At 47.0% G+C, this 24100-nt stretch carries 12 protein-coding genes; all 12 read right to left on the bottom strand.

Annotated elements, in window-relative coordinates; translation table 11 throughout:
- Positions 1–40: 40 nt before the first annotated feature.
- The 12 genes from bamA to OQ477_RS05105 all read right to left on the bottom strand — a co-directional run bounded on the left by bamA (position 41) and on the right by OQ477_RS05105 (position 23892).
- Positions 41–11989: a bacillomycin D hybrid PKS/NRPS BamA gene (gene bamA / locus OQ477_RS05160; protein ID WP_265971634.1), complete on the bottom strand. Its 11949-nt coding sequence runs from the start codon at positions 11987–11989 to the stop codon at positions 41–43.
- Between the two features lie 19 nt (positions 11990–12008).
- Positions 12009–13211 (bottom strand): bacillomycin D biosynthesis malonyl-CoA transacylase BamD, encoded by a 1203-nt coding sequence (gene bamD, locus OQ477_RS05155; RefSeq protein WP_265971632.1) that lies wholly within the window; start codon positions 13209–13211, stop codon positions 12009–12011.
- Between the two features lie 558 nt (positions 13212–13769).
- The gene (locus OQ477_RS05150) at positions 13770–14555 is read right to left on the bottom strand and encodes a 3-hydroxybutyrate dehydrogenase (RefSeq protein ID WP_007410137.1); all 786 of its coding nucleotides are present in this window, start codon (positions 14553–14555) and stop codon (positions 13770–13772) included.
- A gap of 12 nt (positions 14556–14567) precedes the next feature.
- Positions 14568–15230, bottom strand: a complete 663-nt coding sequence (locus tag OQ477_RS05145; protein WP_265971630.1) for a CoA transferase subunit B — start codon at positions 15228–15230, stop codon at positions 14568–14570.
- A 17-nt stretch (positions 15231–15247) separates the two neighbouring features.
- Positions 15248–15943, bottom strand: coding sequence for a CoA transferase subunit A (locus OQ477_RS05140; RefSeq protein ID WP_265972423.1), 696 nt, complete (start codon positions 15941–15943; stop codon positions 15248–15250).
- 30 nt (positions 15944–15973) lie between these two features.
- Positions 15974–17419 (bottom strand): GntP family permease, encoded by a 1446-nt coding sequence (locus OQ477_RS05135; RefSeq protein WP_029973831.1) that lies wholly within the window; start codon positions 17417–17419, stop codon positions 15974–15976.
- Positions 17420–17721: 302 nt separating this feature from the next.
- A complete protein-coding gene (locus tag OQ477_RS05130) occupies positions 17722–18918 on the bottom strand; it encodes a cytochrome P450 (RefSeq protein ID WP_265971627.1) in 1197 nt (398 codons plus the stop codon).
- The gene (bioB, locus tag OQ477_RS05125) at positions 18915–19928 is read right to left on the bottom strand and encodes a biotin synthase BioB (protein WP_265971625.1); all 1014 of its coding nucleotides are present in this window, start codon (positions 19926–19928) and stop codon (positions 18915–18917) included. Before bioB ends, OQ477_RS05130 begins: the two co-directional genes overlap by 4 nt.
- Positions 19929–19930: 2 nt before the next feature.
- On the bottom strand, positions 19931–20632 hold the full coding sequence (gene bioD / locus OQ477_RS05120) for a dethiobiotin synthase (RefSeq protein ID WP_265971623.1): 702 nt from the start codon (positions 20630–20632) through the stop codon (positions 19931–19933).
- Positions 20629–21789: an 8-amino-7-oxononanoate synthase gene (gene bioF / locus OQ477_RS05115; RefSeq protein WP_416346513.1), complete on the bottom strand. Its 1161-nt coding sequence runs from the start codon at positions 21787–21789 to the stop codon at positions 20629–20631. The genes bioD and bioF overlap by 4 nt, the downstream gene beginning before the upstream one ends.
- On the bottom strand, positions 21779–23125 hold the full coding sequence (bioA, locus tag OQ477_RS05110; RefSeq protein WP_265971621.1) for an adenosylmethionine--8-amino-7-oxononanoate transaminase: 1347 nt from the start codon (positions 23123–23125) through the stop codon (positions 21779–21781). The genes bioF and bioA overlap by 11 nt, the downstream gene beginning before the upstream one ends.
- Positions 23125–23892 (bottom strand): 6-carboxyhexanoate--CoA ligase, encoded by a 768-nt coding sequence (locus tag OQ477_RS05105; RefSeq protein ID WP_265971620.1) that lies wholly within the window; start codon positions 23890–23892, stop codon positions 23125–23127. The genes bioA and OQ477_RS05105 overlap by 1 nt, the downstream gene beginning before the upstream one ends.
- Positions 23893–24100: the final 208 nt, after the last annotated feature.

The following is a 24100-nucleotide window of genomic DNA, read 5'->3' as shown; positions in this document are numbered from 1 at the left end:
GCACCTCATTTTATATATTTTAAAGAAATAATGCTTTTCCCTAAAAGTTCAATTGAATAGAATCAAGCGCGTTCTCTTCTTCCTCATTGCTGCCGCTCAATCCGATATGTTCGATTAGAATGCTTGGCTGTTCCAAAATCGCCGATAGGATGTGTAAGTAGTCGTTTGATAAAACCTCGATTCTGCTTTTCTTAAACAGTTTTTTCGAATATTCAAACAGTCCGTGATAGTTGTCGCGGTCCGCCTGAATCGACAAGGTCAAATCGAATTTGGCAACCGGATGATGAAATGGATACGGCTTGATTTGAAGGGAATCGAAAGTCAATTCAGCATGATCAAGATTTTGCAGCACAAACATCGTATCGAATAAAGGATTACGGCTTGAATCTTTTGGAAGATGCAGATGCTGAATTAATTCTTCCAATGGATAGTCTTGATTTTTATAGGCGTTCAGCATGTTTTCTTTTACTTCGTTTAAGTAGGCATCAAATGTTTTACGGCCCGCCGGGTGATTGCGAATGACTAACGTATTGACGAACATTCCCACGACCGGCTCTACATCCAAATGAGTCCGCCCGGCAGATGGCGTTCCTACGATAATATCTTCTTGTCCGCTGTATTTGGATAAAAGAATCGTATAGGCTGCCAATAAAATCATATACAGTGTTGCTCCTGTGTCTTCTTCCATTTGGCTTAAACGCTGTTTCAAGTGTTCGGGTATAAGAAATTCAAATGATTCGCCTTCGTAATCGCGTATGGCAAGCCGCTCATAATCCGCAGGCATATCCAGTACAGGAATATCACCGTGAAACTGATCCAGCCAATACGCTTCCTGGCTCTTGATGTTCCGTTTCTGAATGTCCGATTGCTGCCAAACTGCAAAGTCTTTATATTGAATAGAGAGCGGGTCCGGTTCGTTCCCCTCGTAGATTCGGCTTAAATCTTTCATCAGAATATTGACGGACACGCCGTCAGAAATGATATGATGCATATCAACCACAAGCACGTGCCGCGCAGGTTCAATTTCAATCAGTCCGGCCCGCATCAGCGGCGGCTTGGCTAAGTCAAACGCTTTGATGAAATCAAGCACACGGTCTTCCGCCTCTTCTTCGCTAGCTTGAATTCGTTCTATCGTAAAGTCGACGTTCTGATGAATACGCTGTGCCGGCTCGCCTTCATATAAATCAAAGCTGGTACGCAACGCTTCATGACGCGCGATTAATTTTCGGAAAGCGGTGTTTAACCGTTCGGGATCGATCGTCCCTTCCACATTCATGGCACCCGTCATATTGTAAGTCAGCTCGCCGCCTTCTGTGTGACTTAACAAATACATCCGCCTCTGAGCTGAAGAAACCGGATAATATGGCATTTCCTTTGCAGCCGGAATCGGTGCATATCGATTTTTGTCCATGTGTAACGCCTTGTCAGCCAATTGTTCAATGGTAGGAAACTTGAATATGTCTTTGAGAGACAGATTCACATCCAGCTCTTTGTGAATTCTGGCGGCTAAGGCAGCCGCTCGGATGGAGTTGCCTCCGAGATCAAAGAAATTATGTTTGATCCCCGCATGGCTTATTCCGAGCACTTCCTTCCATAAATCTGTCAGTTTGGACTCCGTCTCATTACCCGGCGGAACATATTCAGCTGTCTGCTGCAGACTCGCTTCCGGTGCAGGCAGTGCCTTACGGTTTATTTTCCCGTTGGACGTTAACGGCATATGCTCCAGATGGACAAAATAGGACGGAACCATGTAGTCCGGAAGCTCCGATGACAATTGTTCCCTAAGCTGAGCAGCCGCTATAGGCTTGTCGCTTACGTAATACGCACATAATTGTTTTAAGCCGTCTTCTTCTTCTTTCACTGTAACCGCGGCTTTTTGCACCGCTTCCGCGTTATGCATTGCTGCTTCAATTTCACCAAGCTCGATTCGGTGTCCCCTGATTTTGACTTGTTCATCAACGCGCCCAATATATAAAAGATTTCCGTCCTTCAATCGCTTAGCCAAATCCCCTGATTTGTACATCTTCGCTCCCGGGACATACGGGTTTTCAACAAATTTCTCTGCCGTTAAATCCGGGCGGTTCCAATACCCTCTGGCAACACCCGGTCCGCTGATATATATTTCGCCGATTACCCCGATCGGAACCAGGTTTCTGCTTGCATCGGCCACATAAATATCCGTGTTGGCAGCCGGAGTGCCGATCGGTACAAATTCCCGCTTGTCCCGTTCTGCGTCGAAGTGATAAATCATACATCCGACGACAGCTTCCGTCGGTCCGTATTCATTGAAAATGTCCAGCCGGCCTTTAAACTGCTCGCTGACACTTTTGGCCAGACTGGTGCTTAAATTTTCTCCGCCGACAATCATTTTCCGTATTGCGGTGCCGCCAGCGATGTTCATCTCCTTGATAACGTGCAGATGTGCCGGGGTCAATTTGATTATGTCTATTCTTGAGTCCCGCATAATCTCAGAAAGCACAGCGCTTTTATCTTCGCCGGCAAAGACAATGATGGTATTTCCCGTAACCAGCGGTGTAAATATCGAGGTCACAGTCAGATCGAAAGAGATGGAAGAGTATAATGGGAAGTTGGTTTTCTCACCTCTTACATAAACCTCTTTCGCCCACCAAATATAATTGGCCAGCCCCTGATGCTCAATGAGTACACCTTTTGGATTTCCCGTGGAACCTGACGTATAGATCATGTAGGCCAAATCATGCGCATCGCTCTCCGATTCAAGATTCGAGTGATCCTCATGGTATGAGTTTTCCTCATCCAAAAGCACAATGTCACCATCATACGGTAATTGATCCAGCAGGCTGCGCTGTGTCAACACAACCTCCGCTCTTGAATCTCTCAGCATATATTGGATCCGATCTTCCGGATATTCAGGATCAATGGGCACGTATGCGCCGCCGGCTTTCAGAACAGCCAAAATTCCGACAATCAGCTCGATCCGATGCGGGCTGATGATGGCAACGAATTGATCCGCTAGTACGCCTTTTGTCCGTAACGTCCGCGCCAATCGGTTCGCCCGTTCATTGAGCTGTCTGTACGTATAACGCTCATTGCCAAAAATAACGGCTTCATGATCGGGACTCTGTTCCGCCTGCATTTCAAACCACCGATATACCGTTTCCTTATGCGGATACGGCGTCTTTGTGCCATTACACTCCGTCAGCAGTTGATGACGTTCGGTTTCAGACAGCATAGGAACAGAAGACAATGTCATCTCCGGCTGCTCAGCAAGGCTGTTTAAAATGGCGGTATAGTGTCTGGTGATCTGTTCAATGGTGTCTTTTGTGAATCGTCCCGGTCTATAATCAAAATGCATCTCTATCTGTTGACCGGCATCTTCGATCGTGAGCATCAAATCATATAAAGAGACCCCTGGATTTCGTTCTTTCACTTTAAATGTACATTCATTGTGCCGGATTTCATGAAATTCAATGTTTTGAAACACAAACATCGTGTTAAACAGAGACTTTCCGGTTGTTTCCCGCTGTACATTTAATTTCTCCACAAGCCGGTCGAATGGATAGTCTTGGTTTTCGAAAGCGTCAAGCGTCTGCCGCTTTACTTCTTCCAGATAATCCGTAAACGTTCTATTGGCGTGCGGCTTCGTCCGGATTCCAATGGTTTGTATGAAAATACCGATGATCTTTTCGATATCCGGATGATTTCTTCCTGATGCAGGCGTGCCAACGACAATGTCTTCTTGTCCCGTATATTTATGAAGCAGCACATTATAGGCGGCCAGAAGCACCGTATAGAGAGTCGTTTCCGCCTTTTGCGCCAAGTCTTGAAGCGAACGGATGACATCCGGCTGTAAGGAGCATGTCACACGCTGTCCCTCAGAAGACCGTTCTGCCGCTTTTGAACCGTCTGTCGGCAGGTCAAGGATGGGAATTTCGTCTTGAAATTGTTCCAGCCAATATGTCTCCTGCCGCTTCATGGCATCGTCATTCATCCGTTGGTTTTGCCATTCTGCGAAATCTTTATATTCAAATTCAATGTCCGGTAATGGTTTCTGATGATATAAAGCCAGCAATTCATTTGTAAGGATGTTGACGGAATAACCGTCCGAAATGATATGATGCATATCGATGAGCAGTTCGGCCTGCTCGTTTTCAATCTTGATCAGCTCCGCACGAACTAACGGAGCTTGGTCCAGGCGGAACGGTTTTACAAACCGGTCTGAATAGGCATCAAATTCATCCCGGCTCATTGTCCGGACATGAACGTTAAAATCAACTTCGTTTTCAAGTTTCTGAACGATATCGCCATCTATAATGTCGAAATACGTGCGAAACGCTTCGTGCCGCTGCATCACTTGTTGAAGAGATGAGATCAGGGATTGCTCATCGTACTTCCCTGTTATTGATATGTGGCCGAACATATTTTGCGCCAGCTGATCCGGTTCCAGTTGGTGCAGGAAATACACTCTTTGCTGCGCCGGCGATGTCGGGTAATACGCTTTTTTCTTGGCAGCCTTCATCGGGAGGTGCACGACTTTCGTTTCGTTCTGAATGAAATGTGCTAATTCCTTAACAGTCTGGTGATTGAAAAATTGTCCGATGGAAACCTTTTGATGAAATGTCTTCTGAACTTTGGAAAGCATAAGCGTCGCCTGGAGTGAGTTTCCCCCCAGAGCCAGAAAGCGATCTGATCTGCCGACCCGTTCAAGGCCGAAAAGCTCCTCCCAAATCCGTGCCAGCTGCCGCTCCGTTTCATTTACCGGCGCCTCGTAGGCTTCAGTAAAATTTGCCGTATTGCTTGCTATTGAAGAGACCCGCTTCTGGTGTTCGGCGTAAAGTGCTTGTAAATCTTGCTGTTCTTCATCGGAAAACATCATCATGGCGTCAAGAGGGATTGAATCTCCCTCAACCATTTTTTGCAGCAATTTTGTAAAACCCGCTCCCCACTTTTTCATGATTTCCGGACTGATGACGTTCGTATTAAAGTCGAAATCAAGAACATATTCTTGATGCGCGTCTGTTATGTTCAGAAATAAATCGTACAGGGTGCATTTTACCGGGTATGCAACGGGCTCCGCTTCCGCCTTTCCGAAATGCAGCTTTCGAAAAGGTCTGTCTAAATTAAAGATAATACGCATATCCGGCACTTGATCGTGCGGAAGCTCTCTGGCCACCAATGTCATCGGGACGGCTTGGTGCCGCATTGCAAGATTCACGCTTTCTTTCATACTGCCAAGATAACCGGATAAAGTGCTTTCTGAAGAAGACGTGTTCTTCACCGGAATCATATTGACGCAATTTCCAATCAGAGCATGCTGTTTCATATGCGATTGACCTGCTGCGGGGATCCCGATCACAAGGCCTGACTGTTTGGTAAGCCGGTGCAGAAAAAGATGAAGTGCGCCCAGCATCGTCACAAATACGCTATTTTTCATCTGAATGCTTAATGACCTTAAAGCCTCGCTCAATGGCCGTCCAAGCCTGACGGTACACCGGTCTCCCTCATACCCGTTCGGATAACGGACAGAAGCTGTGCTTGGCAGAATTGGCTGCTGTATCGGTTCAGAGAAATGACGCCGCCAATAACGGACCCCTTCTTCATAATGGCCGCTGTCAATCTGTGCCTGCTGCCAGTCTAAGTATTGGCGAAACGAAACATCTGCCTCTTTCGGTGAAATCGGTTTTCCTTGTACTATAGCCGCGTAGTTGCTCTCCAGTTCTTGAACAAAAACGGCGATTGACCATCCATCGGCAATGATATGATGGAACGTGAGCACAATCAGATGTTCATTGTGAGCCGATGTAAGTACATGGATTCTAAACAAAGGCTTTTGTTCATGGAAATGAAACGGCCGCTTGGCATCTTCTGTCAGCCATTTTTGGATTTCCGGCTCCCGATGTTCATGCGGGAGACCGGTAAAATCAATGACAGGTATTTCTATATTCATCCGTTCCTGCACTTGCTGTACCTCGTCATCGGGATGAATCACCGTACGTAAAGCTTCATGACGGTCAACGATATGCCGTACGGCTTGTTTTAATGGTGTATGTTGCAGTTCGCCCTTCACTTTCAGCATAATGGACTGGTTTAAAGCGGAGGAAGCTTCATTCCCGTAATGGGATGCCATAACCAACTGCTTTTGTTCAGGTGAAAGCTCGCGCGTCCCGGACTTTTTACGGCCTCCGCCATCAGGGGAATCCGGGCCTTCCGGAATAAATCCGCCTCGGCGAAGATCCTCCACCGTGTCTTTCACCGCTTGAATAATATTTTCGATATCATCCGCGGTATGCGCCGCAGACAAGAAGCAGTTGCGTCCCTCCCATACATAGACCCCTTTATAGTTGAGATGGTAAAAGAACAAGTCATTATCAAGCGATGAGACAAACCGGAATAAAGAACCGAATCGAACCATGCGGATAGGCACTTGCGCTTGTTCGAAGCAGCGATTCAGCTCATCGACCAGGTAGGCTGTTTTTTGATTAAGCTGCTCATACAGATGTTCTCCCTCGGTTTGTAAATGGCGAAGGACGGCTAATGACATCCTCATGGTAAGCGGGTGAGTATTGAAGGTGCCGGCCACAAACGTGCGTTTCGCCTCGTCTTGCGGGTAGGAATCGTCCCCATACTGCCAGGTACCCCCGTCGATCGCATTCATGAACTCAGCTTTTCCGGCAACTACCCCTAACGGCTGTCCGCCGCCGATGATTTTTCCGTAGGTCACTAAATCAGCCTGAATGCCGAACCATTCCTGTGCGCCGCCAAGACCGATCCGAAATCCGGTAATAATTTCATCCATAATCAGAGCTGTTCCGGATTGCTGCGTGATTGCCCGTAATTCTTTCAAAAATGCCTGCGGCTGCAAATCCGGTCTGCGGCTTTGTACCGGTTCCACCAGTACGGCTGCCAATTCATCACCAAGACTGCGGATCACGTCCAGCGAATCGGGATTGTTGTAATGTAAAATAATCAAATCATCCATAAAGCTCTGCAGTATGCCCGGAGCCAGCGGATTCGCAGACGCAGCCCCGCCTTTTGTTCCGGCAACCCCTAATACGCCGTCAAACGTCCCGTGATAAGATCCTGAGAACGCCACGACTTTCTTTCTTCCTGTTGCCGCCCGCGCCAAACGCAGGGCAACCATGACGGCCTCTGTTCCGGAATTATAGAAAGCGACCCTTTCCACTCCGGTACATGTGCGGATCCGGTCGGCAACTTCACCGGCGACATCTGACATCGGGCCGAGCGGAGGCAATGATGAACGGGTTGAATCATCGATAACCTGTGTAATAAAGGAAGGATGATGCCCGAAAAGGTTAACCCCGAATCCCATGGTGATATCGATATATTCATTTCCGTCAATATCCCACATTTTAGAACCGTCAGAACGTTCGGCGATAATCGGGTATACGATTTCCTTCCAATACGAACGGAAGCTGGACAAATTGCGGTTGTTTGCATGAGCAAATCGGGTATTGTCCGTATATTGTTTGGAACCTTTCGTTTTATCTGCGTATTTCTTGATGAAATCTTCTAAGTATTGTTTTTGCCGTGCGGTATAGTGTCCCTGATCATTCAGGTTCTGAGGCTGGAAAGGAACATAGGGTTTCGCTTCTTGAGCCGCTTTCTGTTCTGCATTGACGGTCGGAGGCCCCTGCTTGACAGAAGGAATTGATTTCTCTTGCGCTTTAGCGTATTCTTTCTCGTCGGAATGATGTCCGCTGTTTCTCAGCAAATTAAAGCTATTTAATTGAGCTTGCAAGGCATCCTGAATTAATTGATTTTGAGATGCGATTATTTTTTCGAGCGTATGCTCTTGATGACCATCTCTGCGATCCGATTCAGGCTGCGCTTCTGAAATGACCTGTTTTTCCTGCGCCGGAACATTCTCTTGAGGCGGAGCGGATGCAAAGGACGATGGAACGGTATCAGCCAAGTAATCTATGACACTTTGAAGGTTGGTCAACGTATCAAAAAAACGATCCATCGGGATATCTACCCCAAATTCGTCCGCGATGGCTTTTTTGACCTGTGACAGCATGATAGAATCCATTCCGAGCCCGATAAAATGAGCATTCAGATCGAGTTCCTCTCCCCTGATCCCCGAAGCATTGCTGATTACAGTTTTCAGGAAGGATTCAATATGCGCCTTCGATTGATTGATATTCAATGCCGCTTCTCCTCTCTTTTCGTCCTCGTTTAAGCGCAATTGGTCAGCTTCAGCCCAGCATCGGCTCCGTTCAAACGGATACAGGGGCAATGGCGTCTTTTGTACAGTTTCACCGGAATAAAGCGCGTGCCAATCGATAACGGCTCCTTGCACAAATAATTCGGCTGCGCGATGCAGCCATGTGATCCGTTCATCTTGCGTACGTAAACGCTGCTTAATCAGAGCGGCTGCTTGTTGATTCAGCTCTTCTTTATGAGCAGGCAGCATTTCCTTCATATTCTTGTAACCGATGTATACACCGGGAAGGTTTCTGTCTCCCTGAATCAGGCGGGTCAGCTTATCCGATAATTCTTGCTTACCGGATACAATCATGGCAATGCCATGATCCAAATGAGCCCTGCCCGTACTGGCTGTATAGCAAATGGACTTTAATGAAGCTTGGCTGTCATCCGATACATATTGCCGGTACTGCTGTGCGAGTTCATAGAGTGATTTTTCAGTATGAGCGGATAAAACAAATAGGTGCGGCCCATGTTCATCCTCGGGCGCATACTCACTTTTAGAAATATATTCTTCCAATACCACATGAGCGTTTGTTCCGCTAAAGCCAAATGAGCTGACTCCGCCTCGCAGCGGCTCATCACCGGATGTGAACTCCGAAACTTCCTGATTCACATAAAATGGTGAAGAGTGAAAATGAATGAGCGGATTAGGTTCATTAAAGTGCACTAACGGCGGATTTTTCTTGTGATTCAGCATGAGGACAGATTTGATCAGCCCGACGATGCCTGCCGCTTCAAACAAATGGCCGATGTTCGATTTAACAGAACCAATCGCACAAAATTGTTTTTTTGCCGTATACTTTTCAAACGCTTTACAAAGCCCGTTAAATTCAACCGGATCGCCGAGCTTCGTTCCGGTGCCATGCGCTTCGATGAAAGACAGTGTTTCAGGAGCAATGCCCGCGTCTTTCCAAGCCGTCTCAATGACCTCAGTCTGAGCTGTCGGATTCGGTGCTGTAATCCCGGCGGTTGTTCCGTCTTGATTCAGCGCGCTTCCCTTGATTACGCCGTAAATATGGTCTCCGTCGCGAACAGCATCCTGCAAAGGTTTTAGCAGGACTGCGGCCGCGCCTTCACCTGTGCCCGTGCCGTCTGAATCTTTGCTGAACGTTTTCGTGTACCCGTCCGAAGATTCCATATCAAGTCCGATACAGATCGGCAAGAGCGATGTCCGGATACCGCCGGCAAGAGCCATTTCACAATCGCCGGACATTAAAGATTTACATGCCATATGAACGGCGGCAAGCGATGAGGAGCATGCCGTATCCACTGTGACCGCCGGCCCTTTTAAATTTAAGAAATAAGCGATTCGGCTGGCTAGTACGGAAGGGAGATTGCCCACGATATATTGATGAAGTTCCTCCGGATAATTCGCAGAAAGAAGACGTTCATAATCGTAGCCCACCTTCGAGTACCCCGCATATACCCCGACACGGCTCCCGTTCATGCTGCCGCCGGCATAGCCCGCATCTTCAATCGCATGCCATGCAGACTGCAAAAACAGTCTTTGGTTAGGGTCCATAAACTGAGCCGCTTTAGGAGCTAAACCGAAGAACGAATAATCAAAGCGGTCGATTTCATCTAAATAGCCGCCCTTCACAAACTGACTCTCATTGAACTCGCTTTGGATGGACTTTAAATAATCCGCCGCATCTTTCAGCCGGGATTCGGGGTATTCTCGAATGCTGTGCTCACCTTTTTTAAGCAGATTCCAAAAATCACTTTTTGTTGACGCTCCCGGAACATTGAGCGACATCCCGATAATGGCGATATCTTTCGGTGTCACATGGCTTGGTTTCGCTGCCGCGTCCTGTTTGATCTCAGCCCGGCTTTCAGACAGATATACCGCTAAATCAGTGATAGAAGGATACGTAAAGAGATCTGAAACGGCAAGCTCGCGTCCGAAATTCTGTTCTATGCGCTCGGCAATCTGCGATAACTGTAATGAATTTGCTCCCATATCAAAATAACTGTCAGCGAGGTGAACCTTTTTTCCATCGAGCACTTCGGAAAAGATAGACAGCAATTCCGTTTCTATCTCATGAATGGGTGTCTGTCCGGATGTTTCCGGGCTGCTCTCCAAACATTCATTGATGGCGGCAGACTCTGTTGAAAAATTCCCTGCCTCATACTGTCTGGCAAGTTCATAGCGTTTAACCTTTCCGCTGGTTGTTTTAGGGAGTTTTCGGATCGGAAGGACTTCTTTTATGCTCCAGCCGCCCCGCTTGTACAAATGTTTTTTTATCTCTTTGACAAGCGGTGCAAATTTTTCAGGTGATTTTTTGTAAACAACAAAGAGCACGATTTCTCCGCTTTGTGTCTTTTGATCATATACACCGCAGGCGGCAACCCTACCTAAGTCAACCTCTTCCATTTCAATCGCGACCCGTTCAATATCGTGCGGATAGATATTTTTTCCGTTCACGAAAATGATGTCCTTTTCTCTTCCGGTTACGACTAAGTTACCACTTTCACTAATGAATCCGAGGTCTCCCGTTTTTACCCAGCCGTCAGAAGTCAGCGCTTTTTCCGTACTCTCTGGGTTGTTATAATAACCTTGCGTCACATTGTCTCCTTTGATGTGGATATGGCCGATGATTCCGTCTTCTACTCTTTCATTTGTTTCATCGGAGATCCGAAGCTGACAATAGTCAATAGGTTGTCCCACTTCGACGAATGAAGCGCAATTTTGATCCTCTTTGCTGACTTTTACAGCTCTTTCACCAAGATTTAAATAGTCACGATGCAAATAAACAGGAACGAATTCTTTACCTATTTTAGAAAACGCTGCGCCAACCGAAGCTTCCGCTAAACCGTAAACATTCAAAATAGCGGATCTTTTCAGATTGAATGCTGCGCATCTTTTCAAAAATTCGTCACACAGCTCCGGCAATATCGGTTCTGCACCGTTTGCGATGACCTTGATGTGGGATAAATCCCAGTCTGGTTCGTTTTTCAGAAATTTAAGGAAGTAGTTGTACCCGAAATTAGGAGATGATAGAATACTGGCTTTATGTTCATGAGCTTTTTTCATCCAAAGAATAGGTCTGCGAATAAATAACTCTGTAGGCATTAGATTTTGATTGATTCCGGTTATGAAGGGAACAAGGTGGCAGGCGATGAGCCCCATATCATGCGTTAAAGGCATCCATGATAAGAAAGAGTCTTTCGAATGAACGTGTAGGGCAGTCCCAATGGCGCACGTGTTATGTATTAAGTTGTGATGCGTTAACATGACTCCTTTTGGATCTCCTGTCGATCCGGAAGAAAATTGGATAAAGGCGAGTTCAGCCGCATCAGGTTCATAAAATGAAGCGGGGTAATCGTAGGTTTGATCTTGAATGATGTCAGATTTTTCGTTTAATTGATGATGAAAATCCTGTAAATCGTGTTCTGCAGCGTATTTCTTTATTTTGTCCAATACTTTTTCAGAGGCAATCAGAAACGGATGATTTAATATATTCCAAATGCGCCAGACCTTCAGCTTATGGTCATCATCTTCTCCGATACTGACCGGCACCGGGATCATTCCTCCTAATATACAAGCCCAAAAAGCAACGACAAATGATTTGTTTTCTTGGATTTGAAATACAATTTCCTGCTTCGGCTTAATGCCGAGATGCTGTAAATAGCCAAGATACCCTTGCGCCTCTTCAAACAATTGGCGATAAGAGACAACCGTCTCGTTTTTATCGGATTCGATAAAACGGATCCCGCGATCAGAGATATTGCTTCTTTCCCGAATGACTTCTACTAAGGTTTGGAATTGACTGGTATACATAGGTCCCCTCCTGGGCGCTTTATTTTAAAATCCGCAATTCTTCCCAAGCCGGAAGCTGTTTAGCTTCACAAATTAATTTGCATAAATGGATCGAATGTTCGAGTTCTTGTTCTGAAAGCACGTCTTCATGCCTTTTCATTCTCTCTTTCAGCTCTTGGATTTGCGTAAATAATGGCGTCGTCATATTGGAATAAGCCGCTGAATCCTTGTTGTAATTTCGCGCAATGACGGATTGAATCATCAATTTATTCAGTTGTTTTTTGTGTAAATGGACAATATGTTTCTTTCTTTCCGCTGAATTGGAAAGCGGGGGAACATCAGATGTCTGTCCTAAGGGATAAGGTACAATGTGATTCGTTGTTTTTCTCAGCAGACCGGCTAAGACATTGTTCGGACCCATTTCGATGACTTCTGTGACTCCATGTAAAAGCAAGTAATGCATCGATTCTGTCCATCTAACCGGCATCGTCATGTGCTGCTTGAGATGTTCGCTGATCGAATTTCCGCTGCTGTAAGGGCGTGCGGTGACATTTGAAATGATCGGCCACGCGGCATCCCTGAAGGAATACTGGTGTAATACAGTCTGGAATTGTTCGGAGGCTGATCGTATCATCGAACTGTGAAAAGGCGCACTGACATTCAAATAAGTGTATGCCGCACCCTTTTCCTCCGCCATCTTGATGACACGTTCCACAGCTTGCCGGTGTCCGGAAATCACATGCTGCTGTTCTGAATTCATGCAGGCTACACCTGCCGGAAAGTCCTCCGTCGACACTTTCGAACATATTTCTTGCAAGGTTTGAAGAGAGAGGTGAGTCACGGCGGCCATCGCCCCCTGCTGCTGAGGATCCGCATTTTGCATAAGAATTCCCCGCTCCCTTACAAGTGTAACGGCATCCTGAAAAGAAAGGGCGCCGGCACAGACAAGCGCTGAATATTCGCCTAAGCTATGGCCTGCCAGGAAGCGGGGCTTCACCCCTATTTCCTGCATATACACTTGAAAAGCAATAACACTGACCGTTAAAATAGCGGGCTGCGCGTTCATTGTCTTTGTCAATTCATTCATATCTCCGTTAAAACACAGTTTTTTTACATCCAAGGAGATCGCATCGCTCGCTTCTTCAAACAATCTCTTTGCGAGCACAAAATCATTCCAAAATTGTTTGCCCATTCCTACAAATTGAGACCCTTGTCCAGGAAATAAAAAGGCAAGATTGTTCATGAGATTCCTCCGATCATATTGAACAGGGGATACAATATCCTACAAAATATCCCTTTATCTAACATCCTAGCATGATTATAACAAATGTGTATAGAATACTTTCGGAGGAGTTATTGTTCGTTTTCACAAACGAATTAGATATATTTATTCATAAAATAAAACATGGGAGTTTCACCGAAAATCAGTCTTAAAGAGAGATGATGAAAGCCGGCGTGGAGCCTGTTACCGGCTCTTCTTCACTTAGAACGCGCTCTTCATGTTTCATATGTTTTAGGGCTATTGGCATTATTGTGTCAGAAATTACATATTTTCTGTTTATTGTAAAAATTCATTTGTATATCTGTGAAGGATTGTAAACTGATTGCGCTTGATTATAAATGCGGCGCAAGAGATGGATCTGGATGGGGAAAATCCGCAAGGGCGAAATACGCCGCAGAACATGTGAATGACCCAGACTGGATACCGATTGACGCAGTAATCGGCCTATTGAGTGAACAAGGTTTTCAGGCATAAAAAAACAGCCGTTCAGAGCGGCTGTTTTTTAAAAAAGTATAAGAACTATTGAGCGGTATACCCGCCATCCATGACTACGGCCTGACCTGTGACCCCTTTTGCTTTGTCGCTGGCCAAAAATACGGCATAATCAGCGATTTCCTTCACTGACAGCAGCCGTTTTTGGGGAACGAGCGGAAAGATGACGTCCTCAAGCACCCGCTCGTACGGTACATTCCTGGTTGCGGAAATGTCCTTTAACTGATTGCGGACAAGCTGAGTGTCCACATATCCCGGACAAAGCGCATTGACGGTAATACCGTCAGCCGCGCCTTCAAGTGCGCCGACTTTCGTTAAACCGATGACGCCGTGCTTGGCGCTGTTATATGCCGCTTTCCCGTGAAAACCGATCAGTCCGTTGACAGACGCCATATTAATGATTCGACCGAATTGCTGTTTTTTCATAATGGGAAATGCATGCTTCATTGCGATAAATGGCGCGGTCAGCATGAGACGAATGAGCCGTTCAAACTGTTCGGTGGGAAATTCCTCGATGGGCGCGACATGCTGAATGCCGGCATTATTCACAAGGATATCGAGACGTCCGAATTGTTTCTCGACCGTCTGCAGCATGTCGGCCACTTGCTTTTCATTTGTTACATCGCATGTGATGCTGACTGCTTCACAGCCTTCATCTGTCAGTCTTGCCGCCGCTTCTTTCCCCGCTTGTTCGTTTACATCAGAGATGATGACGGCTGCTCCTTCACGGGCGAATTCTTTTGCGATTTCAAGCCCGATTCCTCCGGCTGCTCCTGTTACAACGGCTGTTTTTTCAATAAGCAATGAATGCATGACGGCACCTCCTCATTTTGGTCTGACCCCATTTTTTAACGACTGGCTGACAGTAAAATGACCTTCTGTTTTCTCAAAGACCTCCTCCATAGTTACACCTTCCTGCAGTTCGGTGAGCGTCATACGGCCATCATGAAAATCGAATACAGCCAAATCTGTGATCAGCCGATCGACCACCTGCCTGCCGGTTAAAGGCAGCGTACATTCCGTTCTCACTTTAGATTCCCCATATTTATTAACATGCTCCATAATGACAATAATCCGTTTTGCTCCGTGGACTAGGTCCATTGCGCCGCCCATTCCTTTGATCATTTTTCCGGGGATCATCCAGTTCGCCAAATCTCCCCGTTCGGACACTTCCATCCCGCCGAGGATCGCTACATCAATGTGGCCGCCGCGAATCATGGCAAAGGATTCGGCACTGTCAAAATACGAGGCTCCCTTTACCTCGGTAATGGTTTCTTTTCCTGCATTGATCAGATCGGGGTCCTCCGTTCCTGCCGCCGGATAAGGCCCGATCCCGAGCAAGCCGTTTTCAGACTGAAGCAGGACGTTATAATCATTCGGTATCTCATTGGCTACAAGCGTCGGCATCCCTATCCCCAAGTTCACATTCATTCCGTCCTTAATTTCCTTTACAGCCCGTTTGATCATTCGTTTTCTGCTATCTCTCATTCTGTCAGCCTCCTTTATCATGCTTGCCGGACGGTGCGGCGTTCAATCCGTTTTTCATGAATCCCGCCGTGCAGCACGTGCTGCACAAAAATACCCGGCGTATGAATTTGATTCGGATCAAGCTCTCCGGCATCGACGATTTCTTCAGCCTCTGCAATCGTCACTTTGCCTGCCATTGCAGCGAGCGGATTGAAATTTCTTGCCGTCTTTCTGAACATCAGGTTGCCCAGAGGATCAGCTTTCCAGGCCTTTACGATGGCGGCGTTCCCTGTAATCCCTTTCTCCAGAAGGTAGGTGCGCCCGTCAAATGTCTTATGTTCTTTGCCCTCGGCTACTGATGTTCCGACGCCCGCAGGTGTATAAAACGCCGGAATGCCCGCCCCTCCCGCGCGAATTCTTTCTGCGAGCGTTCCTTGGGGCACCAATTCGACTTCCAGCTCCCCGCTTAAAAACTGCCGTTCAAAGGTTTTGTTTTCTCCCACATAGGATGCGACCATTTTTTTGATCTGCCGGTTTGCAAGCAAGAGGCCTAAACCCCAATCATCAACACCGCAGTTATTACTGACAACGGTCAAATTTTTAACACCGCTGTCCCTGATCGCGAGAATTAATTGTTCCGGAATACCGCACAAGCCGAAGCCTCCTGCGATGAGGGTGTCTCCGTCCTTGATCAGTGCAGCAGCATCTTGATAAGAGTCCATCACTTTTCCTATTCCCATATTCGTTTCCCCTTTCTGTTTTGGCTACACAAGGCCCGTCAGACTATAAATGGCGATGATGACAAACACAGCGGCTGTTTTAATGACGGTAATGGCAAAGATATCCCTGTAGGATTGGCGGTGGGTCAACCCGGTGACCGCGAGCAGCGTAATGACGGCGCCATTATGCGGAAGAGTGTCCATCCCGCCGGAGGCCATCGAAATCACCCGGTGCATGACCTCCGGCGGGATGTGGAATGTATTGATTGCTTCTGTATACGCTGCTGACATCGTACTTAAAGCGATGCCCATTCCTCCTGATGCCGAGCCTGTAATCCCTGCAAGCGCAGTGGTCGTCACCGCTCCGTTGACGAGCGGATCAGTAAACGTCTGCGATATGCCGCTGCTGACCATTTTAAAGCCGGGAAGCGCCGCAATGATGCCGCCAAATCCGTATTCGGCTCCTGTATTCATCGACGCCAGCAAGGCGCCCCCGATGCCCTCATTCAGTCCTTCTTTCAAATTGAAGAGGACTTTTTTCCAATCGAACAAAATCGTTGTCATGATTCCGATGAATAGTGCGAGTTCTACTGACCAGATCGCAGTGACGGAGGAAAGGTCAATTTTCCCGAACGCTTCTAAGCCGAGCGGCGCAAAATCAAATCCGTCAGGGTACCAATGCGGGAGCCACATCGTGAAGCATTTGTTCATGACCCCCACAAGGATAAGCGGAACAAAGGCGAGCACTTGCCGCGCGGGGCTGGGTTCTGCCTCCTGCGGTAAAACAGGCGTATGTTTTTCATTAGCCAGACCTGAGGATTCCTCTGCAGCGGAAACTTCAGATTGAAATCCAGCATAGCCTTCTCCGGCATTGGCCGCTTTTTTGCGCCGGGATTCTAAATAAATCATTCCGGCCGTAAGCACAAATGCTGCACCAATCAGTCCGAGCCAGGGGGCGGCATAAATGTTTGTTTTAAAAAAAGCGGTCGGAATGACATTTTGGATTTGCGGTGTGCCGGGAAGCGCATCCATTGTAAATGTAAAGGCGCCCAATGCAATCGTACCGGGTATCAGACGCTTGGGAATATCAGCTTTCATAAATAGGTTTTTAGCAAACGGATAAATGGCAAACACCGCTACGAAGAGACTGACGCCGCTGTACGTTAAAATCGCACCCATTAAGACGATGGCGAGAATGGCTCTTTTTGCTCCCACAAGCTTGACGATTGTTTTTGCAATCGACTCAGCGAGCCCCGATATTTCAACCACCTTGCCAAAAACGGCCCCTAAAAGAAATACGGGAAAATACAGCTTAATAAATCCTACCATCTTCTCCATAAATATATTCGAGAAGAAAGGAAGTACGAAGCTTGGATCTGTCAGGAGCACGGCAAACAGCGCACAAATCGGGGCGAATAAAATGACTGAAAAGCCCCGGTAAGCCGCAAACATCAGCATGCCTAATGCCAATAAAATAATAACAATGTCCACAAATCCCCCTCTTTTCTGCTCAATGTTGGTAAGCGCTTACAAAAATAGAGAAAATAAAGCAAAAACATGCCGGTTTTGCACAGTTTTTGAGGCTGAAAAAATGTGCATCATGGTGAATTCTCCGTTTTGGCAAAAGAAAAGGAGACCCTTGTTGCATTATATTGATTGGCTGAGCAGTGAGTTTTTTTAGGGATAGTGAGATGGACCAGAGAGGATTTTTGCTTTATAAATATGTATTCTTTTTTCTTTCATTTATTTCCTGCAAGAGGAACCGATAAAATCCGGCCCTCCTGCATGGTCATTCAGCCAATGACAACCGGAAGCTCTTTGAGCGACCTAAAACCAATGAGCTTGCGGTATTCAAGGCGGTGTGCGGCCAGCCAAAGTTTAGGCATCCGCTCAAACAGTGTGAGAATTGCAATTTGTGCTTCGATTCGCGCTAATGAGGAGCCTATGCAAAAATGGGCGTTCTTTCCGAATGCAAGATGCGGATTCGGTTTTCTTTGGATATCCATTTTGTGAGGCTGATCGAATATGCTTGGATCGCGATTGGCTGCCCCTAATAGGATATATACCTGCTCCCCTTTTTTTATGGTCTTCCCATTTATTTCGCAGTCTTCTGAGGCGGTGCGTGCCGTCAGCTGCGCGGGGCTGTCGTAACGCAGACATTCCTCGACTGCAGTTTCAATAAGCGAGGGGTTTTCTCTCAGTGCGCTAAGCTGTTCAGGGTGTTTCAATAAAGTAAACACACCGTTGCTCATGAGGTTTACCGTCGTCTCGTGTCCGGCTATGACAAGTAAGATACATGTCGCGAGCACTTCCTCTTTTGAAAGCTGTTCCTCCATAATAAACCTGCTGATCAAGTCTTGCTGAGGGTGAGCTTTCCGCTTGTGAATCAAATCTCTGAAATATGACGTGAGCCTGCCTGCGGTGTCGCTTGCTCTGACTAACGTCTTTCTTGATCGGGTAAGATCAATGGCCTGAATGACGTCTGCCGTCCATTGTCTGAATTGATATCTCTCCTCTTTCGGCACTCCGAGTATTTCCGCAATGATAAGGCTTGCCAATGGAAAGGCAAACTCTGAAACAAGGTCCGCGTTTTTTTTGATTTGGACTTGATCCAACAAGTCATGAACCGTTTCTTTTATACAGGGGCGAAGTGATTCCGCCGTCTTTGCGGTAAATTCTTTACCGATAAGCATCCGCATCCGTTTATGGTCTGATTGATTTTTAAATAACAGCATATCGTGCTGGATATGCGATAGATTTTGATATTTCGTTGAAGCTTCCGGAAGAGGAATGCGGTTTTTAAACCGGGTGTCTTTCAGAATCGCTGCCGCTTCTTTGTACCCGGTGACATACCAGCCCGGATATTTTAATACGGTTCCTTTATAAACAGGATCAATGGATCGCAGTTTGTCATAAAACGGGTAAGGGTCATTCCAAAAATCCGAATCCGCATGGAGAGACGGATGTGCAATCGATAGGCCTGCCGTCATCTCATACCTCCGTATTGCAGGCCGGCTTTCATTTCTTCAACGGATTCGACTTCAAAACCTAAATCATGAAGCATTTGATGATCCTCTGTTTCATGCTGCCCTGCTGTCGTTAAGTAATCTCCGACGAAAATCGAATTTGCGGCATAAAGTCCCAGCGGCTGCAGCGAACGAAGGTTGACTTCCCGGCCTCCTGAGATACGGATTTCTTTTGACGGATTGATAAAACGGAACAAGGCGAGCACTTTCAGGCAATACACCGGATGTAATTCGCTTACCCCTTCTAACGGGGTTCCGTCAATCGCATGCAGAAAATTAACCGGGATGCTGTCGGCGTCAAGCGCTTTTAAGCTGTTCGCCATATCAATGACGTCCTGTTTCGTCTCTTTCATGCCGACGATGACACCAGAACAAGGTGACATCCCCGATTGTTTCGCCGTTTCCACTGTATTGACCCTGTCGTCATACGTGTGGGAGGTCGTAATGTTTGAGTGATTCCTTTGTGATGTATTGATGTTATGATTGTACCGGTCTACTCCTGCCTGTTTCAGCCGCTCTGCCTGTTCCGGCTTCAGCAGACCGAGGCATGCGCAGATTTTTAAACCGTACGTTTCTTTAATTTCTTTGACAGCATCAACAACTTGATCTACTTCTCTGTTTGACGGTCCCCGCCCGCTGGCGACGATGCAGTATGTCCCTATATTCAGGTCGTGGGCGCGTTTTGCCCCCTTTAGCAATATATGCTTATCCACCATCCGATAAGACTCGATCGGCGCTTTTGATATTGAAGATTGAGAACAGTACCCGCAATTTTCCGGACACAGGCCTGATTTTGCATTCATAATCATATTCAGCTTTACTTTTTTTCCGTAAAATCGTTTTCTGATATGAAAAGCGGCATGCATCAGCAATAAAAGATCCTCATCAGGACAATTTAAAATGGCAAGCGCTTCTTGATTCGTTACATCCGCCCCGTCCAGCACTCTCTCTGCAAGATCCATCCATTGATTCATGTTTATCTCCCCATTTGTGTCAGATTCATGAAAGAGGTAACATCTATATGTTTCTCAATCATGTGTTGAATGTTTTCCGGTGAAACGTGATCCAGCTTCGGTGTGATTCCCAAAATCGGAACTTTGCATAATGTTTCAATCATGCTCGGGTTTGTCTTTTCGTCCAGCCCCGGCCGGCTCTTTACGCCGTTGATAATAATGCCGAGAACCTCTATCCCCATGTTTTTCGCATATTCAACGGTTAAATATGTGTGGTTGATGGTTCCGAGATCAGGCCTGGTGACAATCACTGCCGGCAATTCCATGGCTTTTATCAGATCACTGACTAAGTAATTTTCACCAAGCGGGACGGAAATGCCGCCTGCCCCCTCGACGATAAAACACTCATGACGATTTTTGATCTTACTCCAGTGGGCCATGACATCCGCCATGCTCACGGATTTCCCCTCAAGCATGGCGGCCGTGTATGGCGCAAGCGGCTCTTTCCATTCAAATGGCGTAATTTCTTCATGAGACAGTGCGGTTTGTGACATGTCTTTCAAGAGCGAGGTGTCACTTTCCGGATGAGTCCGCGGCACACCGCTTAAAAACGGCTTAAACACTCCGATATCCGCCTGTTTCTGCCGGAATGCCGCAGCAAGTCCGCAAGAAACGATGGTTTTTCCGACGCCGGTATCTGTTCCTGTAACAAAAAAACTTCTCATTTGTTTATATTCAGCTCTTTTCTGATGGAATCAAATGCTTCTGTCAGTTCGTCTATGTCCTGTAAGCTGCGATCCGCCGTAACGGTCAGCCTGATTCTGCTTTCGCCTTCCGGAACGGCGGGCGGGCGGATGGCCGGGGCGCAGATTCCCTTTTTCTCCAGCAGCGCAGCGGCTGAAACCGCTGTTTTTGCATCACCGATGATAACGGGGATAATCGGTGTATCTCCGCCTCTTACGGTAAAGCCCATATCGGTCAGCCGCGTTTTTATCGTTTTGACAGATGATTGCAGCTCACGGCGCGTATCGTGCATATCTGATATGATGTCAAATGCCGTATGTGAAGCCGCACAAATTGACGGCGGGAGGGCCGTCTGAAAAATAAACGTCCGTGCCTGATTCAGCAAAAAATCAATGAAAATGTTTGATCCCGCGGCAAAACCGCCTTCCGTTCCTACAGCTTTGCTTAATGTGCCGATGACAACATCCGGACAAACACCGAAATAGTCACTGGTTCCGCCGCCGTTTTCCCCGAGTACACCGGTTGCATGCGCGTCATCTGCTATCACAAATGCCTGGTACTGCTTTGCAAGCGCCATTATGCGGTCAAGAGGCGCGATGGTGCCGTCCATGCTGAAGACGCCGTCTGTGACGATGAAGCGGCGGTTCCGAGCCTGGACGGAAGCAAGTTTTTTCTCAAGATCAGCCATATCAATATGGCGGTACACGATGGTTTCCGCTTTTGATAAACGGCAGCCGTCAACAATGCTCGCATGGTTCAGTTGATCGCTTAAAATGACATCGCCTTTTTGAGGCAGTGAGGCAAGCACGCCGATATTCGCCAAGTAACCGCTTGAAAACAATAAAGCCGCTTCCGTCTGTTTAAAGTCCGCGATTGTTTGTTCAAGTTTTTCGTGCCACACAGTATTTCCTGTCGTTAACCGTGAGCCGCCGCTTCCCGCTCCGAACCGGCTCAGCGCCGTTTGCGCGGCTGTGATCAGCCGCTCATCTTTTGACAGGCCTAAATAGTCATTGGACGCCCAGGTCTGCCGCTTTTGCCCTTTGGTTTTGAGAGCGGTTTCCTGTGTTCGCAGCGTCCGATACAGCCCGTCTCTTTTCACCGCATCGAGCCTTCCGAGGAGCCATCCGTCAAAATCCACGGCCGGTCACCTCGGCTATCGCTTCTTTTATAATGGAGATCATGGCTTGTAACTGATCGGTTGTGCTGGCAAGCGGCGGCAGAAAGGCGATGACGTCTCCGAGCGGCCGTGTCAGCATACCAAGCTCTCTCATTTTCAAGGACACCTTGTATCCCATCCGCTTTTCAGGCGGATAAGGCTGTTTTGTCCCCTTATCCTGCACAAGCTCTATGCCGCACATGAAACCGAGCTGGCGGACATCGCCGACATGAGGAAGCTGCTTCAGATTATGAAGAAATTTCGCTGCCGTTTTTGATTTTTCAGCGACTTGTTCAACGATGCGCTCTGATTCGAATAAACGCAGATTTTCAATTGCCGCGGCACAGCCAAGCTGATTCCCTGTATAGGAATGGCCGTGGAAAAATGTTTTCATTTTGTCGTAGTCATCGTAGAAGGCTTCATAAATGGCTTCTGTGGCAAACGTCACAGCGATCGGCAAATAGCCTCCTGTAATGCCTTTCCCTGCCGCCATCAAGTCCGGCTGGACATTTTCATGCTCACAGGCAAACATTTTTCCGGTGCGGCCGAACCCCGTCGCCACTTCGTCAACGATCATTAACACATCATATGCCGTACACAGCTTTCGTACGCCTGCCAGAAAGCCTTCAGGCATGACGATCATCCCGGATGCGCCTTGCACCATCGATTCAATCGTAAGTGCGGCAATCTCTTCGTGGTGCTTTGCAAGCAGCTGTTCGAGCGCGTGAAGGCATTCATCCCGGCACTGTACGGGGGCGCCGCTTTCAGATCTGTATACATACGGAATCGGGGCTTTGTAGCTTTCAAACATCAGCGGGCCGTACACATGGTGGAAGAGTTCAATGGAGCCGACGCTGACGGCTCCGATCGTATCGCCGTGATAGCCGTTCTGCATAGAAATAAATGTCTGTTTCTCGGGTCTCCCTATGTTTTTCCAGTATTGAAAGGCCATTTTCAGAGCGATTTCCATTGCTTCCGCTCCGCTGTCGGAGTAAAAAACGCGTGTCAGTTTTTCCGGTGTGATGCCTGTCAGCATCTCGGCAAGTTCTGTTGCGGGAACGTTCGTCATACCCAGCAAGGTCGAATGAGCGATTTTTTCAAGCTGTTTTTGAATCGCTTCATCCATTTCTTTTTTGCGGTGGCCGTGTACATTGAGCCATACTGAAGAAAAGCCGTCATAATATTCTTTGCCGCTGATGTCTTTCAGCATGATCCCGTTTCCGCTTTCAATGATTAACGGATCTTCATCGTAATCTTTCATTTGTGTGAAAGGCAGCCAAAGATGCTTTTTGCTTTTTTCAATCATTGATTGTTTCATCATTTCTCCTCCCGCTGAATGAATACAGGCTGCTTCTCTAAAAAATGGATACAGCTCTCCGTATCTATGGAGCCATCTGTAAAGAAAATCCGGCAGCCGCTTTCATCTCCGGCATTTTTCATCTTGGCAATCCGCTGATATCCCAGCTTTTTTGCGGCAACGTAGCCTGTTATGTAATCAGGGTCATCCGACCAGCACAATTCAGCAATAATCCTTGGATATGCGCAAACTTTTGCCGCGATGGCATGTGCTTCTTTTATTCGTGAATTTTCCGGCATGTTGTGAGTAAAAGCCCATTTTTGAAAATCATGTGACGGCCAATCCACTCGGGATACCCGCACACCTCTATTTCCTCTGCCGTCAATGCGTTCTCCTGCCCGGATATCAAACAGGACCGCTCCTCTTGCTTCTGCATATTCCGCAATGTTTTCATACGCTTTCTCTATCATGTACGGGGAAATCCCCGCCTTTTGCAGAAGCTTGCGGGCGATTGCTTGTCCTTTTTCCGGCGTGTCTGTTTGATGGAAAGCAACCGGCAAAGGGCGGATCGTTTCGATCGGTTCATTAACGCTTTCAAGCTGAATCTGCATAAAATCAGGTATCCCTCTTGAGTGCGAGAAGCCTTTATGTAATAAGCCATCTACCGCTTCCTGTAAACCGCCGTAAATGATGAGCCGTTCTCCGCCGGAAATGTGTTTTCCACCCTGCTCATGGGGGGCGTTTCGGGAAGCTCTCATTCTGACGCTGTAATAGGTTTCTTCCCGCATATATTCCCCTCCTTTCTCTTACTTTGAAAATTAATGTTAACCAAAATTATTAAAGGTTAACACTTATACAGAATATTAGTGCTCTCCACGGAATATGTCAACCTAAACTATCAAACTGTTAACTTAATGAGTTTTGCAAAGCCTCATTACGTTTTCATGTTTTGTTCATATTTTAGTAATTGTTTATTCAACACTGTCCGCTAAAGTA

Source organism: Bacillus sp. ChL18, assembly GCF_026241425.1.
GTDB lineage: Bacteria > Bacillota > Bacilli > Bacillales > Bacillaceae > Bacillus > Bacillus velezensis.
The sequence above is the reverse complement of the archived record's forward strand: the minus strand, read 5'-3'. Positions and strand labels throughout refer to the sequence as shown.

What these genes read in the sequence shown, in the direction of transcription:
- bioB (WP_265971625.1), bottom strand. Translation starts at nt 19,928, where the DNA reads ATGAATCAATGGATGGATCTTGCAGAGAGAGTGCTGGACGGGGCGGAT.
- OQ477_RS05130 (WP_265971627.1), bottom strand. Translation starts at nt 18,918, where the DNA reads ATGACGGCAGGCCTATCGATTGCACATCCGTCTCTCCATGCGGATTCG.
- bioA (WP_265971621.1), bottom strand. Translation starts at nt 23,125, where the DNA reads ATGAAACAATCAATGATTGAAAAAAGCAAAAAGCATCTTTGGCTGCCT.
- OQ477_RS05105 (WP_265971620.1), bottom strand. Translation starts at nt 23,892, where the DNA reads ATGCGGGAAGAAACCTATTACAGCGTCAGAATGAGAGCTTCCCGAAAC.
- OQ477_RS05150 (WP_007410137.1), bottom strand. Translation starts at nt 14,555, where the DNA reads ATGCATTCATTGCTTATTGAAAAAACAGCCGTTGTAACAGGAGCAGCC.
- bioD (WP_265971623.1), bottom strand. Translation starts at nt 20,632, where the DNA reads ATGAGAAGTTTTTTTGTTACAGGAACAGATACCGGCGTCGGAAAAACC.
- OQ477_RS05145 (WP_265971630.1), bottom strand. Translation starts at nt 15,230, where the DNA reads ATGAGAGATAGCAGAAAACGAATGATCAAACGGGCTGTAAAGGAAATT.
- bamA (WP_265971634.1), bottom strand. Translation starts at nt 11,989, where the DNA reads ATGTATACCAGTCAATTCCAAACCTTAGTAGAAGTCATTCGGGAAAGA.
- bamD (WP_265971632.1), bottom strand. Translation starts at nt 13,211, where the DNA reads ATGAACAATCTTGCCTTTTTATTTCCTGGACAAGGGTCTCAATTTGTA.